We start from the raw sequence: 13,875 nt of genomic DNA on the forward strand, positions 1-13,875 counted from the left end.
TACAGACGAACCCCCGCGACCGCGTCAACGGTCCGGGGGCATGGCCAGCGCTCGAACCCAACAGGGAGCGTCGACATGACAAACGCTACCGCCCAGAGGCCGGCGAACGCACGGGGTGGCCGGATGACGATGCGGGTCTACACCGTGGACCGCTACGGCACGATCACCCAGGACCGCGGCACGGTCACCGTGGCCGTCGACGGCAAACTGCCGCCGCTGCCCCAGCCCGACTCCTACCCCGCATGCCAGTGCCCGCTCTGCCGCCTCGGTCGGCCGGTGACCCGATGAGCGCCCCCGCGAAGCAGACTGCGAGCAAGGAGCAGGTGGACACCGCCACCATGCGCCAGAACGCGTCCCTGACGCTCGGACCCGAGGGCCAGGCCGACGCGCCGCCCCCGGCACCCGAGAAGCGCGGCTCCCTCATCTTCGTGCTGCGCGACCATCTGGTGCAGTTGATCCCCGAGGTGGAGAAAAAGCTCGGCCAGCTGCCGAGGGAGAGCTCCGGCCGGTACTGCGCGAGCGCGTGCGTCGGCGAGGCCCGCGGCAAGCTCCAGGCACGCCCGGCCCGCGGCCCCGACGGCGAGGTGGAGTACGCCCGCCGCCCGGCCCGTGTCCTGCGGGCGCTCCTCGACCACTTCGAGGACGCCGGGGCGCCGTCGTCGCAGTGAGGACGATCGTCGGCCTGTTCCTGTACGGAGCCGCCGCGACCGCCTCTGCCCTCGTCCTGGTGCTTACGACGGCCTCGCACTGAAGCACTCCCATGGCGGCCGTCTCGGGTCAGGGCCGCACCCACCAGCCCCGCCGCTGGAAGGCAGCTGGCTCGCCTTCCGCCACGAGCGCGGCGGGACCGCCACCCCGCCCGGAATCCGGAAGACCCGGGCGGGGTGAGCGCCACGAAGGGAGAACGATGGAATCCGAGGACAACGCCTTACCGGTGCCTGCGCCCTTCATGTTCACCTGCACCGGCTGCTGGCAGCTGCTGGTCCTCCTGGCCGAGAAGGTCTGGGCGGACGCCGGCTGCTTCGCCGAGCAGATCAACCTCGCGCGGCACATCGCCGCAGAGCACCCGGGCGAAGTGCCCCCGTGGCCCAGCTGCTGTAGACGCGCTCTGCACCAGCCGGGGCGATCCACCTGCCGAGCGGCCGAACGCCGACTGGGTCCAGGCACTCAGACAGACCGCTCCCCGTAATAAGGGCGTCACCTCACACCGGCCTCAGCGCCCGGCGCGGGAAGCATGGCTTCCCGTTCTCCCACGGCAAGCAATGCCCCGTGCCGGGTCTCTGCACCATCACCCACGCCGGGTATCGGTGCGGGCCCACACAGATCAGGCTCGGCACTCGCCGCGCCGTCATTGACAGGAGAGGCACATGACAACAGCGCTCGACCACGAAGCGTTTCCGCTCACCCCGCCCGGGGGCACGACCCCCTACAGCAAGGAGATGCCGTCCGGCCCGGACACCCGGCCGTGGGCGCTGCGGGGCGCCCGCATCCCCGACTCCACCGCGGCCATCCCCGTCCCGGCTCACGAGTACGACCGGGGACGGCAGGTCAGCATCTCCTACGACGGTGGCCTGCTGACCTGCATGGCCAACACGCACTCGCCGACGGTGCCGGACGGCTCGGTCTCGAACCCGCCACCGCTGGACGAGGGGCCGAAGGACTGATGTCCGCGCCCGTTCTGATCGTCGCAGCTCGCGATGACTGGCCCACGGACCGGATCGTCGTCGAGCTGGAGAGCCGCAGCGTAGAGGTGTTCCGCATGGATACCGCGGACTTCCCGCAGCAACTCGGCCTGGCCGGCCGGATCGACCAGGAGCAGGCGTGGACGGGCGAACTCGCCACCGAGTACCGGACGGTGGAGCTGTCCCGGGTCGGCGCGATGTACTACCGCGCCCCCGGGGCGTTCCGGTTCCCCACGGGGATGTCCGGCCCGGAGGCGCGGTTCGCAGCCGCCCAGGCCCGCGCCGGCCTCGGCGGTGTCCTGTCCGCACTGGACTGTCGATGGGTGAACCATCCCACGGCGATGGCGCGCGCCGAGTACAAGCCCGTGCAGCTCGCCGCCGCTCGCGCGTGTGGGCTGCGAATTCCAGCCACCCTGATCACCAACCGGCCAGGCGATGTGCAGAAGTTCGCCGCCGAGGCCGGCGGCCCAGTGGTGTGCAAACCGGTGTCCTCGCCCGTACTCATCGAGGACGGCCGCCTCAAGTCCGTCTACACCAGGCGGCTGACCCCGGACGACCTGCTCGACCTGCGCGGGATCAGCACGACCGCGCACCTGTTCCAGGCATGGGTGGACAAGGCGTATGAGGTGCGACTGACCGTCGTCGGCAGGCAGATGTTCGCCGCGGCCATCCACGCCGACAGCGACGCCGGGCACGAGGACTGGCGCAGCGACTACGGATCTCTCACCTACACGACCAGTGCAGTGCCAGGGGTGGTGGCGACTGGGATGCTTGCCCTGATGGACCGGCTACAACTGCGTTACGGTGCAGCTGACTTCGTCGTGAGACCCGATGGGCAGTGGACGTTCCTGGAGGTCAACCCGTGCGGGCAGTGGGACTGGATCGCCGGGGAGACCGGCCTGCCGATCGCCGAGGCGATCGCCGATGAGCTGCAAGGGATCAGCTGATGGACTGGAAACCGTATGCAGCCGCCCTCGCGGCCGAGGTCACGTATTCGGGCTCGGCCTGGTGGGACCCGGTCAGCGCTACACCCCGGCACCAGCTGGTGGGGCGCTGGTTCACGCCCGGCGGGGGCGGCTGGAAGATGGTCGAGGGTTCCGCCGACAAGGAGACGTGGGCCCGCGCTGCCTACTCGGACACGACACTGGTCACGCGGGTCGGGCCGGTGCACGCCGACCTGGCCGAGCCCGGCCAGACGTACACCGGACTGCCCACCTCGTCCTCCACACATCCGAGCCTGGTCCTCACAATGCTCCGGCAGGGCCGCCTCGCCCCGGGCGCGCGCCTGCTGGACGTAGCCACCGGCTCCGGATACAGCGCCGCTCTGGCCTGCCACCGGCTCGGCGCCGAGATGGTGACGACACTCGACGTCGATACGTATCTCTCGGAGGCGGCTGCCGAGCGGCTGGAGCGTATCGGCTACCGCCCGGACGTCGTCGCCGCCGACGCCACCGCCGACCTGCCAGGCGTCTTCGACCGGATCGTGTCCATGGTGTCCGTACCCCGAATTCCCGCATCGTGGCTGCGCGGCCTCGCTCCGCAGGGGCGCCTGGTGACGACGATCGCGGGCACCGGACTGATCGTCACGGCCGACAAGGGGCCCGACGGCGGCGCGATCGGCCGGGTCGAGTGGGACCGGGCCTCGTTCATGGCCACCCGGGCGGGCGTCGACTACCCGCCCCGCCTCGATGAACTGTTCGCCGCCAGCGGGGAGGACGGCGAGGTGACCTTGTCACCGTTCCCGGTGCTGAACGTGATGCAGGCGTGGGACCTGTGGTCGATGCTGTCGCTGATGGCGCCGGGGATCGAGCACCGCACCGGCACCGATGACCGTGGGGGCCGCTTGGCGTGGATGCTGCACTCTGACGGGTCATGGGCGCGGGCCCGGACCGCGCCGGGCGAGCGCACCACGACCGTCCACCAGGGCGGCCCGCGCCGCCTTTACGACCTGCTGGACGAAATCCGCTGGCGGTGGCTGGAGCACGGCGAGCTACCCGTGTACGGGGCACAGGTCACCATCAGCCCCGACGGTGTGACGACGCTGTCGCGGGGCGGCTGGACGGCCACGCTCTGACCGGCTCGGGGTACCCGGCCCGTGGATGCGCGGCACACTGAAGACGGCCGACGAGGGAGGGACCGATGGACGACGAGCGCCGCGAGCTGCGCCGCCCGGCACGCGGGGAGCGGCGGGCCACCCCGCTCGGCGACCGGCCGGAGCAGGGCGCGCACGTAGACCCGGACACTCCGCGCGTCATCCAGGAGTGGGACGGGTGCCAGTGGACACCCACCGGTGTCGCCGATGACCGGGGCGCTGCGGCTGCTGAGGCCGGGAGGGACGCGAACGCCCGTGCCGAGCGCATTCCTCTGCCGGCGTTCGGCAAGCTGCCGCACATGCCCGAACCCTGGCGCCCTACAAAGCGCTTCTACCGCCCCGATACGTCAGGGCAGTAAGTCCCATGATGGGCCTCGCTCGCCCGTCGCCTCCGAGACGGACGAGTGGGGCCTTCGCGTTCAGTACTGGCGGCGTTGCGGGTCGAGGCTGAGGGCCCGCAGCGCGCTGGTGGGCGTGTCGTGGTCGGCCCGCCGGGGGTGCTGTCCTTCCGGCAGACCAGTGCGTCGGGATCGTGAGGGGGCGCCTGGAGGGTCTAGCCGTCGGGGAATGTCTGCCCGTCACGTCCGTCCTTGCCGTCCTCCCCATCCTGTCCGGCGGCCCCGCTGGTCCGGTCGGTCCTTCCAGCCCGGGTGGTCCGGGTACCAGGCCGGTGGGATGGTCCGCGCGACCATCTCTGAAGCCGGAAGCCGCCACTGTGGGCGCTGCGGCCAGGACATGAAGCCGGTCGAGAAGCACGGGTGGTCCAGGTTTCTCAGCTGGCTCGCGCTCCTCGAATTCGGCTCTGTGATCGCCGCGATCGTCGCCGCGGTCACCACGGTGAGCTCCGACAGCGGCGGCGGCATCGGCAGACTCGTCCTCTGGCCCACCGCCGTGCATCCGGCCTGGCTGGGCATCGTCGCCGCGATCGCCGCGTTCATCGTCACCGCGGGCTTGGCCGGGTCGGCCGGTCGGCGGGCCGCAGCGGGCACGGCCTGCCCCGAGTGCGCTCGTCGTTAGCTTCGAAGAACTGTCTCGCGTGGGGCAGCGGCTGCATTAAGGTGCACGCTCCACCAAGTCCGAGGGGGATCATGGAGACGGCCACCGGCTCACCGAAGGCATCGAAGCCCCCGGAGGCGTCCAAGACCCTCGAATCGCCCCTGCGCCTCCCCGCGTTCCGGCGGTTCGTGGTGGCGAACGTCGTTTCGGCGAGCGGGTCGGCGATGGCGCCGATCGCGCTCGCCTACTCGGTGATCGAGGAGGGGGGCGGGGCCGGGTCGCTGGGGGTCGTGCTCGCGGTGAACACCGTGCCCACGATCCTGTTCCTGCTCATGGGCGGCCTGTTCGCGGACCGGTGGTCGCGCAGCCGCATCCTGTTCCTGGGGAACCTGGCGGCAGCGGGCGCGCAGGGGCGCTGGCCATGACCGTGGCCACGGGGCACGCGACGACGGCGTCGATCGCGGCCTGCGGCTTCGTGTCGGGGACGGCGGCGTCGTTCATCGTGCCGGCCACGCAGGGTGTCGTCGCGCAGATCGTCCCCGGGGAACACCTCCAGCGGGCCAACGCGTTGCTCAGGCTGCCGGGCAACACGGTGAAGGTGCTGGGCCCGGTCGTCGGCGGTTTCGTCGTCGCCCTGAGCGGCGCGGCCTGGGCGCTGGCCTTCGACGCGTGCAGCTTCGCCGTCGCGGCCGTCCTGCTGCTGGGCCTGCGCCTGGCCGTGCCGCCCGCCGCGGCCGGCGGTGTCCTGGCCGACCTGCGGGCCGGCTGGACGGGGTTCTGGTCCCGTACCTGGCTGTGGACCTACACGGCCGCCGGGACCGTCCTCGTCGCCGCGTGGCTGGCCGGATTCCAGCTCCTCGGCCCGCTCGTCGCCGCCCGCCGGTACGCCGGGGCCCGCGACTGGGGCCTGGTCCAGGCGGCGTTCTCCTGCGGGCTGCTGGCGGGGACCCTGGTGTGCCTGCGGTGGAAGCCGTACCGGCTGCTCGCGGTCGCCGTCGCCGCGGGCGGCGCGCTCGCGCTGCCGCTGGCCGCCATGGCCTGGGGCATGGCGCTGCCGCTCGTGCTCGGGGCCGCCTTCCTCGCGGGGATCGGGCTCGATGTCGCGGTCGTCGCCTGGACCACCGCGTTCCAGCAGCATGTGCCCTCGGCGGAACAGGGCCGCATGAGCGCCTTCAACGGGGTCGGCGAACGGCTCGCCATCCCCCTCGGCTACCTCGTCACCGCGCTCGCGGTGCCCGCCTGGAGCAGTCAGGGGGTGCTCCTGGCCTGCGCCGCGCTGATCGTCGCGGCGACCGTGCTCAATCTCTGCGTCCCGGATCTGCACCGCGTCAACCGGATGCCCCGGGACACCCGCCCGGCCGCGAGCCCGGCCGGAAACCCCGGCTGAACCTCAAATGTTGCTCTGAAGGCGGCCGGTAGGGGGTTCGGGGCGGGCCCCGGGGGTCATGTACGACGCGTGCGCCGGGGGGCGCGGAGGGGACGGGACGGGTCATGGGGAGACTGGGGACCGGGATCGGCTGGCGGCCGGAGATCGCCGGGGCCGTGGAGCGGATGCCCGGGATCGACTGGGTGGAGGTCGTGGCGGAGAACGTGTGCCCCGGCCATCTCCCGGAGTCGCTGGTGCGGTTGCGCGAGCGCGGGGTGACCGTGGTGCCGCACGGGGTCTCCCTCGGGCTCGGCGGCGCGCGGCGGCCCGACGCCGGCCGGCTCGCGGCGCTCGCCGAACGCGTGGAGGTGCTCGGGTCGCCGCTGGTCACCGAGCACATCGCGTTCGTCCGGGCGGGCGGCGCGCTCACCGCCTCGCCGCCGCTGGAGGCGGGCCATCTGCTGCCCGTGCCGCGTACTCGGGACGCGCTCGACGTGCTCTGCGCGAATGTGCGCATCGCCCAGGACGCGCTGCCGGTGCCGCTCGCCGTGGAGAACATCGCCGCGCTGTTCTCCTGGCCCGGCGAGGAGCTGACCGAGGGGCAGTTCCTGTACGAGCTGGCCGAGCGGACCGGCGTACGGCTGCTCATCGACGTGGCCAACCTGCACACCAACCACGTCAACCGGGGCGAGGACCCGGCCGAGGCGCTGGACGCGCTGCCGCTGGAGGCGATCGCCTACGTCCATGTCGCGGGCGGCGTCGAGCGCGACGGCGTGTGGCACGACAGCCACGCGCACCCGGTACCGGACGCGGTGCTCGGCATCCTGGCCGACCTCGCCTCCCGGGCCGCCCCGCCCGGGGTCCTGCTGGAGCGCGACGAGGACTTCCCCGAACCGGCCGAGCTGGAGCGGGAGTTGACGGCGATCCGGAAGGTGGTGGAGGGCGGCCGGCGGGGGGAGGCGGAGGCGCGGCCCGTCTCGCCGGTGCGCGAGGGCTCCGCCGACACCGAGGACGCCCGTCAGCGGCTCGGCGTCGCGCAGACCGCCGTACTGTCCTCGCTGGTGGCCGGGACGCCCGTGCCCGAGGGGTTCGACCGGGTACGGCTGGGGGTACAGGCGCGGGCGCTCGCGGCGAAGCGGGCAGACGTGGTGGCGAAGGTGGCGCCGGAGCTGCCGGTGCTGCTGGGGGCGTCGTACCGGCCGGCGTTCCTGGAGTACGCGGGCCGGCGGCCGATGGGTGCGGGGTACCGGCGGGACGCGCTGGACTTCGCCGCGTTCCTGCTGGCCGGGAAGCGGCCGGACCTCCCGCGGCGGGAGCTGCGGGAGTGGTGGCTGGACCGCTCCGGCCCGGCGCCTCGGGGGCGGCTGGCGCGGGCGGCGCGAAGGATGCTGCCGGGGCGGAGCTGAACCGGCGGAACGCGATCCGCATGTGAAAAATCCTGGCGCCCGCGCCCGCCCCTGGCATACAAAACACCTCATGTTCTGGCTCCTTCTCCTGCTCCTCGCCTGGGCTTTCACCGGTACGGCCTGCGTCCGCCTCTGTCTCGCGGCGATGCGCGCCGCGGCCACGGACCCCGGAGCACCGGCCGGAGACCACGAACTGACCCTGTACGAGACCGCGTTCCTGTCCGGCGGGCCCCAGCGCGTCGCCGACGTCACCCTGCTGTCGATGGCCCGCGGGCGGCGCCTGCACCTCGCCCACACCGGCTGGGCCACCGTCGTCGACCCGCTCGGCCGGGACGAGATCGAGCGGTCCGTCATCGGGGCGATCGGCCCGGAGGGCCAGTCCCGCATCGCGCCGGTGCGCACCCGCGCCGCCCACGCCGACGCCGTACGGCGCCTCGCCGACCGCCTCGTGCGCAGCGGCCTCGCCGTCCCGGACGCGCACGGCCCCACCATCGGCGCGGCCGTGCGCCAGGTCCGCGCCGCCGTGCTCGCCGTGCCGGCCCTCGCCGTCGCCGCGCTGCTGCTGCCGGTCCAGGCCGACGCCTCACGTCTGATGGCCGGCCTGTGGTTCCTGCTGCCGTTCACGCTGGCGCTGAGCTGCCTGGCCATAGCCCGCTTCGAGGTGCACCCGTACTCGCCGTGGGCCTCCCCCGCCGGGCAGCGCGTACTGGGCGCGCTGCTGCGGCGGCGCTCCGGTGCCGAGCCGTCCTTCCTCACCTCGGTCGCGCTGCGCGGCATCCGCGCGATCGGCGAACCGGAGCTGCGCGCGGCCTTCGCCCACCGCGACGCGCCACACCGGGAGTAGGGGGCGCATCGGAGCACTGGGGCCGACACCCGCCGGGCGGTGCTTGCCTTCCCCGGCGGCGGCACGAAACATCCCTGGTGTCCGTCGCGGTGACCGAAGGGGTGCCGAATGAAAGCCGCCGCCGTCCGCTCGGCCGCCGTCTCCCTGCTGCTGACCGCCCTGGCCACCACCCCGGTGGACGCCACACCGAGCCACCCCGCCACGCCGGGCCTCCGTGCCACGCACAGCCTCCCCGGCGTGCCGAGCCTCCCCGCCGCACCGATCCCCGCCGCGCCGTTCCCCTCCGCGCCGTTCCCCTCCGGCGCCGCCGAACTCCGCGGCACCATCGTCGCCGCCCTGCGCGCCCGCGCCACCGGCATCCGCTACGGCACCTGCGACCCCGCCGAGGTGCCGGCCGTCCCCCACTCCCCCGCCGGCCTGCGCTGCGGCACCGTCGCCGTGCCCCTCGACTACGCCCGTCCCGACGGGAAGCAGATCGAACTCACCGTCAGCCGCACCCCCGCCACCGGGAAGGACGGCGGCCGGAAGGTCCCCCGGCAGGGCGCCCTCGTCTACGACCCCGGCGGCCCCGGCGCCACCGGCATGTACTTCGCGCTGGCCGGCACCCTGCCCGTCTGGAAGCGGATCGCCGCCGCGTACGACCTGGTCGGCTACGCCCCGCGCGGGGTCGGCCGGTCCGCCCCGCTGTCCTGCGAGGACCCGAAGCAGTTCGGCAAGGCGCCCACGCTCGCGCCGACGCACCCCTCCGCGTCGTACAAACGCGAGCGGGTGGCCCAGGCGAAGGCGTACGCCCGCGGCTGCGCCCGGCGCTCGGGTCCCGGGCTGCGCTTCTTCGACTCCCTGAACAACGCCCGGGACCTGGACGTGCTGCGGGCCGCGCTGGGCGAGGACCGGCTGACGTTCATGGGCGCGTCGTACGGCACGTACTACGGCTCGCTGTACGCGGCGATGTTCCCCGCCCAGGTGCGCCGGATGGTGCTGGACGCGCCGGTGGACCCGGACCCCGGGCAGATCTGGTACCGCAGCAACCTCGCCCAGTCGGCCGCGTTCGAGAAGCGCTGGGCGGACGTGCGGGACTGGATCGCCCGGCACGACGACGTCTACCGGCTCGGCGACACGCCCCGGAAGGTGCAGGGGAGTTACGACATGGCCGCCGCGCGGCTCGCCCGGACACCGGCGGGCGGGAAGGTCGGGCCGGGCCAGTTGCAGAACGCGTTCCTGACGGCCGGGTACTACGACGCCTACTGGCCGGGCCGGGCCGCCGCCCTCTCCGCCTATCTGCGCGGCGACCCGAAGCCGCTGATCGCGCTGGCCGCACCGGATGCCGGGTCGGCCGCGGCCGCGGAGAACGGCAGCGCCGTGTACACGGCCGTCGAGTGCAACGACGCGCCGTGGCCCACACGTTGGGCGGTGTGGGACCGGGACAACACCCTACTGGCCCGCGTCGCGCCCTTCGAGACCTGGGACAACGCGTGGATGAACCTGCCCTGCGCGTACTGGCCGGCGCCCCGGCAGCGGCCCCTGGACGTGCGCACCGCGCCCGGCGCGCTGCCCCCGGTGCTGCTCCTGGCGGCCGAACGGGACGCGGCCGCGCCGTACGCGGGGGCCCTGGAGATGAACCGGCGGCTGGCCGGCTCCCTGCTGGTGACCGAGCGGGACGCGGGCACGCACGGCATCGGCGGCGGCCCCAACCACTGCGTCAACGGCTATATGGAGGACTACCTGCTGACGGGCCGCCTCCCGGCGCGGAACGCGTCCTGCGCGCCCCGCGCCGAACCCGTCCCCGGCGGGGGACGGAAGGCGGGCTGAGCCTTACGCCAGCCCCGCCACCAGGTCCGCCACGTCCTTGCGGCGGCCCGTGTAGAACGGGACCTCCTCGCGGACGTGCATCCGGGCCTCGGAGCCGCGCAGGTGGCGCATGAGGTCGACGATGCGGGACAGGTCGTTCGCCTCGAAGGCGAGAATCCACTCGTAGTCGCCCAGCGAGAACGAGGCGACCGTGTTGGCGCGCACGTCCGGGTAGCCGCGGGCCATCTTGCCGTGGTCGGCGAGCATGCGGCGGCGGTCCTCGTCGGGCAGCAGGTACCAGTCGTACGAGCGCACGAAGGGGTAGACGCTCACATAGTCGCGGGGCGTCTCGTCGGCGAGGAACGCCGGGATGTGCGAGCGGTTGAACTCGGCCGGGCGGTGCAGCGCCATGTTGGACCACACCGGCTCCAGCGCGCGGCCCAGCCTGGTGCGGCGGAAGAGGCTGTACGCCTCCTGGAGCTGGTCGCTGGTCTCCGCGTGCCACCAGATCATCACATCGGCGTCGGCCCGCATGCCGGAGAGGTCGTACGTGCCGCGGATCGTCACGTCCTTGGCGGCAAGCTGGTCGAACAGCTCCTGGACCTCGTCGGCGTAGCCCGCGCGGTCGGCCGGCAGCACGTCCTTCAGCTTGAAGACCGACCACAGGGTGTAGCGGATGACATCGTTCAGGTCCTTGGCCAGCTTGCCCTTGTTGGGGATGCGGCCGGACTCGGTGATGGGGGCGTCGTCACTCATGGTTCCTATTCTCCTGCTCCGCCGTGGCGGCTCTGCACCGGGTGGGCCGTGAGTTCCTCGGCCCCGCGCGGATCACCGGACAGCTGGTCGACGGCCGCGTTCGCGCTCGCGACACAGGCGGGGATGCCCACCCCGTCGTACGGCGCGCCGCAGACCGCGAGGCCCGGCAGCTTGGCGATGTGCTCGCGGACGCGGGCCACGCGCGCGTGGTGCCCTACCGGGTACTGGGGCAGCCCGTCGGTCCAGCGGGTGACCCGGGTCGCGACGGGCGCGGCGTCGATGCCGGCGGCCTCGCGGAGGTCGTGCCGGGACACCTCCACCAGGTCGGCGTCGTCCCGGCCGAGGACCGCCGTCTCGCCGTACCGCCCGACCGAGGTGCGCAGCACGACCGTGTCCGGGTCCTGTTCGGCGATCCAGCCCCACTTCTGGGAGGCGAACGTGGCGGCCTTGATGGTGCGTCCGTCGACCGGCGGCACCAGGAAGCCGCTGCCCTCGGGCAGGGACAGATCGGCGCGCCGGTAGGCGAGGGTGATCAGGGCCATCGAGGCGTACTCGACGGCGGCCAGCTCGGCGGCGGCCGCCGGGGACTCGGGGCGCAGCAGCCGGGCCGCGGCCGGGGCGGGTACGGCGACCACCACGGCGTCGGCGTGCAGCGGCTCTCCGGCCGCGGTGATCCGCCAGCCGCCCGCGGGGTCCCGGCGCAGTGCGGTGACGGGCGCCCCGGTGCGGATCTCGCCGCCGCGCGCGCGGACGGAGTCGGCGACCGCGAGCGGCAGGGTGCCCACACCGCCCTCGATGCCCGTGAACACGGGCCCGGTCTGCTGGGCGGCCGCGGCCTTGGCCTGGATCTCGCGGACGCCCTCGGTCAGCGAGGCGTGCGCGCGGGCGGCCTGGAAGAGCTGGGGGACGGCGGAGCGCATCGAGATGCGGTACGCGTCGCCCGCGTACACCCCGCCGAGCAGGGGTTCGACCAGGCGGTCCACGACCTCGCGACCGAGGCGCGCCGCCACGTACTCCCCCACCGCCACGTCGTCGCCGACCTCGGTGCGGGGCAGGACCGCGTCCTGTCCGATGCGGGCGAGGCCGTCCTCGGACAGGACACCGGCGAGGGCGGCGGCGGTGCCGGGCACACCCATCACATGGCCCTTGGGCATGGGGCGCAGCGCGCCCCGGGTCCAGAGGGCGGCGCTCGCGATCGCCGGGGGCTGGAGCCGCTCGGCGAGCCCGACCTCGCGGGCGAGGGCCACGGCCTCGGGGCGACGGGCCAGCATCGACTCGGCGCCGAGGTCGACCCGGACGCCCGCGATCTCGCCGGGCAGCAGCTTGCCGCCGACCCGGTCGGCCGCCTCCAGCACCGTCACCCGGGCGCCGCGCTCCAGCAGCCGGTGGGCGGCGGCCAGACCGGCGATGCCGGCTCCGACGACGACGGCGTGACCCGGACTCGTACCCGTTGCGCTCATGGTCCCCACTCTCTCAGACCCCGCCGACAGCGCCGATGGGGCCGTAGGTCCCCGCCGCGCTGTCGCCCGGACCCTCTAGCGTGTCCCCATGAGCATGCATCAGGGGCGGGAGCGGCTGGTCGTCGTCGGCGGGGACGCCGCGGGCATGTCGGCGGCGTCGCAGGCGCGGCGGCAGCGGGGGCCCGGGGAACTGGAGATCGTGGCGTTCGAGCGCGGCCACTTCACCTCGTACTCGGCGTGCGGCATCCCCTACTGGGTGGGCGGGTCCGTCCCCGGGCGGGACGAGCTGATCGCCCGCACCCCCGAGGAGCACCGCGCCCGGGGCATCGACCTGCGGCTGCGCACCGAGGTCACGGAGATCGACGTGCCGGGGCGGCGGGTGCGCGCGCGGGACGTGGATTCCGGCGCCACGTCCTGGACGTCGTACGACAAACTGGTGATCGCCACGGGTGCCCGTCCGGTCCGCCCGGAGCTGCCGGGCGTGGACGCCCCCGGAGTGCACGGCGTGCAGACCCTGGACGACGGGCAGGCCCTGCTCGACTCGCTGGCCCGGGCGAAGGGGCGGCGCGCGGTGGTCGTGGGCGCCGGGTACATCGGCGTGGAGATGGCCGAGGCGCTGATCGACCGGGGCTTCGAGGTGACGGTCGTCAACCGCGGCGAGCAGCCCATGTCGACCCTCGATCCGGACATGGGCCGCCTGGTGCACCGCGCCATGGAGGGCCTCGGCATCACCATGGTGAACGGCACCGAGGTCACCAAGATCCTCACCGGCGAGGACGGCCGGGTCCGCGCGGTGGCCACCCAGCACGCCGAGTACCCGGCCGACGTGGTGGTCCTCGGCATCGGCGTCCTCCCCGAGACCGCCCTCGCGCGCGCCGCCGGGCTGCCGCTCGGCGCCCACGGCGGGCTGCTCACCGATCTGGCCATGCGGGTGCGCGGCCACGAGAACATCTGGGCGGGCGGCGACTGCGTGGAGGTCCTGAACCTGGTCTCGGGGCGGGAGCAGTACGTCCCGCTGGGCACCCACGCCAACAAGCACGGCCAGGTCATCGGCACCAACGCGGGCGGCGGCTACGCGACCTTCCCCGGCGTGGTCGGCACGGCGGTCAGCAAGGTCTGCGACCTGGAGATCGCCCGCACCGGCCTGCGCGAGAAGGACGCGCACCGGGTGGGCCTGGAGTTCGAGGCGGTCACCATCGAGTCGACCAGCCGGGCGGGCTACTACCCGGACGCCTCCCCGATGACCGTCAAGATGCTCGCCGAGCGCCGCACCGGGCGGCTGCTGGGCGTGCAGATCGTGGGTCGGGAGGGCGCGGCCAAGCGGGTGGACATCGCGGCGGTGGCGCTGACCGCGCGGCTGACGGTGGAGCAGATGACCGCCCTGGACCTCGGCTACGCGCCGCCCTTCTCGCCGGTGTGGGACCCGGTCCTGGTGGCCGCGCGCAAGGCGGCGCGGCGGGTGCGCGGGAGCTGACCGGGGCGCGG

The 13,875-nt window shown here is 73.8% G+C and carries 15 protein-coding genes; 13 read left to right on the forward strand and 2 right to left on the reverse strand.

The window, feature by feature from the left end; all coding sequences use genetic code 11:
- Positions 1–123: 123 nt before the first annotated feature.
- The 12 genes from GHR20_RS08445 (at position 124) to GHR20_RS08495 (ending at position 10,195) form a co-directional block, all read left to right on the forward strand.
- Positions 124–288: a hypothetical protein gene (locus GHR20_RS08445; protein WP_153812824.1), complete on the forward strand. Its 165-nt coding sequence runs from the start codon at positions 124–126 to the stop codon at positions 286–288.
- Positions 285–668 carry a DUF6415 family natural product biosynthesis protein gene (locus tag GHR20_RS08450; RefSeq protein WP_153812825.1) on the forward strand — a complete coding sequence of 128 codons (384 nt, stop codon included), beginning with the start codon at positions 285–287 and terminating at the stop codon, positions 666–668. The genes GHR20_RS08445 and GHR20_RS08450 overlap by 4 nt, the downstream gene beginning before the upstream one ends.
- 699 nt (positions 669–1,367) lie before the next feature.
- Positions 1,368–1,664: a putative ATP-grasp-modified RiPP gene (gene tgmA, locus GHR20_RS08455; RefSeq protein WP_153812826.1), complete on the forward strand. Its 297-nt coding sequence runs from the start codon at positions 1,368–1,370 to the stop codon at positions 1,662–1,664.
- Positions 1,664–2,629, forward strand: coding sequence for an ATP-grasp ribosomal peptide maturase (tgmB, locus tag GHR20_RS08460; protein WP_153812827.1), 966 nt, complete (start codon positions 1,664–1,666; stop codon positions 2,627–2,629). The genes tgmA and tgmB overlap by 1 nt, the downstream gene beginning before the upstream one ends.
- On the forward strand, positions 2,629–3,756 hold the full coding sequence (locus GHR20_RS08465; RefSeq protein ID WP_153812828.1) for a protein-L-isoaspartate(D-aspartate) O-methyltransferase: 1,128 nt from the start codon (positions 2,629–2,631) through the stop codon (positions 3,754–3,756). The genes tgmB and GHR20_RS08465 overlap by 1 nt, the downstream gene beginning before the upstream one ends.
- Before the next feature lie 65 nt (positions 3,757–3,821).
- Entirely contained in the window at positions 3,822–4,133 is a 312-nt protein-coding gene (locus GHR20_RS08470) for a DUF6087 family protein (RefSeq protein ID WP_153812829.1), read from the forward strand.
- 376 nt (positions 4,134–4,509) lie between these two features.
- The gene (locus tag GHR20_RS08475; RefSeq protein ID WP_153812830.1) at positions 4,510–4,791 is read left to right on the forward strand and encodes a hypothetical protein; all 282 of its coding nucleotides are present in this window, start codon (positions 4,510–4,512) and stop codon (positions 4,789–4,791) included.
- 71 nt (positions 4,792–4,862) lie between these two features.
- Positions 4,863–5,195 carry an MFS transporter gene (locus tag GHR20_RS38295; protein ID WP_343335997.1) on the forward strand — a complete coding sequence of 111 codons (333 nt, stop codon included), beginning with the start codon at positions 4,863–4,865 and terminating at the stop codon, positions 5,193–5,195.
- Positions 5,192–6,157, forward strand: a complete 966-nt coding sequence (locus GHR20_RS08480) for an MFS transporter (RefSeq protein ID WP_343335998.1) — start codon at positions 5,192–5,194, stop codon at positions 6,155–6,157. Before GHR20_RS38295 ends, GHR20_RS08480 begins: the two co-directional genes overlap by 4 nt.
- Before the next feature lie 104 nt (positions 6,158–6,261).
- Entirely contained in the window at positions 6,262–7,542 is a 1,281-nt protein-coding gene (locus tag GHR20_RS08485) for a DUF692 domain-containing protein (RefSeq protein ID WP_153812831.1), read from the forward strand.
- A 70-nt stretch (positions 7,543–7,612) separates the two neighbouring features.
- Positions 7,613–8,386, forward strand: coding sequence for a TIGR04222 domain-containing membrane protein (locus GHR20_RS08490; RefSeq protein WP_153812832.1), 774 nt, complete (start codon positions 7,613–7,615; stop codon positions 8,384–8,386).
- 108 nt (positions 8,387–8,494) lie between these two features.
- Positions 8,495–10,195, forward strand: coding sequence for an alpha/beta hydrolase (locus GHR20_RS08495; protein ID WP_153812833.1), 1,701 nt, complete (start codon positions 8,495–8,497; stop codon positions 10,193–10,195).
- Between the two features lie 3 nt (positions 10,196–10,198).
- Here GHR20_RS08495 and hemQ read toward each other — a convergent pair whose 3' ends face one another.
- Together hemQ and hemG are read right to left on the reverse strand one after the other, a co-directional pair.
- Positions 10,199–10,930 (reverse strand): hydrogen peroxide-dependent heme synthase, encoded by a 732-nt coding sequence (gene hemQ / locus GHR20_RS08500; protein ID WP_111581027.1) that lies wholly within the window; start codon positions 10,928–10,930, stop codon positions 10,199–10,201.
- A gap of 5 nt (positions 10,931–10,935) precedes the next feature.
- The gene (gene hemG / locus GHR20_RS08505) at positions 10,936–12,390 is read right to left on the reverse strand and encodes a protoporphyrinogen oxidase (RefSeq protein ID WP_153812834.1); all 1,455 of its coding nucleotides are present in this window, start codon (positions 12,388–12,390) and stop codon (positions 10,936–10,938) included.
- An 88-nt stretch (positions 12,391–12,478) separates the two neighbouring features.
- On the opposite strand from hemG, the gene GHR20_RS08510 reads away from it, so the two are divergent.
- Positions 12,479–13,864, forward strand: coding sequence for an FAD-dependent oxidoreductase (locus tag GHR20_RS08510; protein WP_153812835.1), 1,386 nt, complete (start codon positions 12,479–12,481; stop codon positions 13,862–13,864).
- The last annotated feature ends 11 nt before the right edge of the window (positions 13,865–13,875 follow it).

Source organism: Streptomyces sp. SUK 48, from assembly GCF_009650765.1.
Classification (GTDB): Bacteria; Actinomycetota; Actinomycetes; order Streptomycetales; family Streptomycetaceae; genus Streptomyces.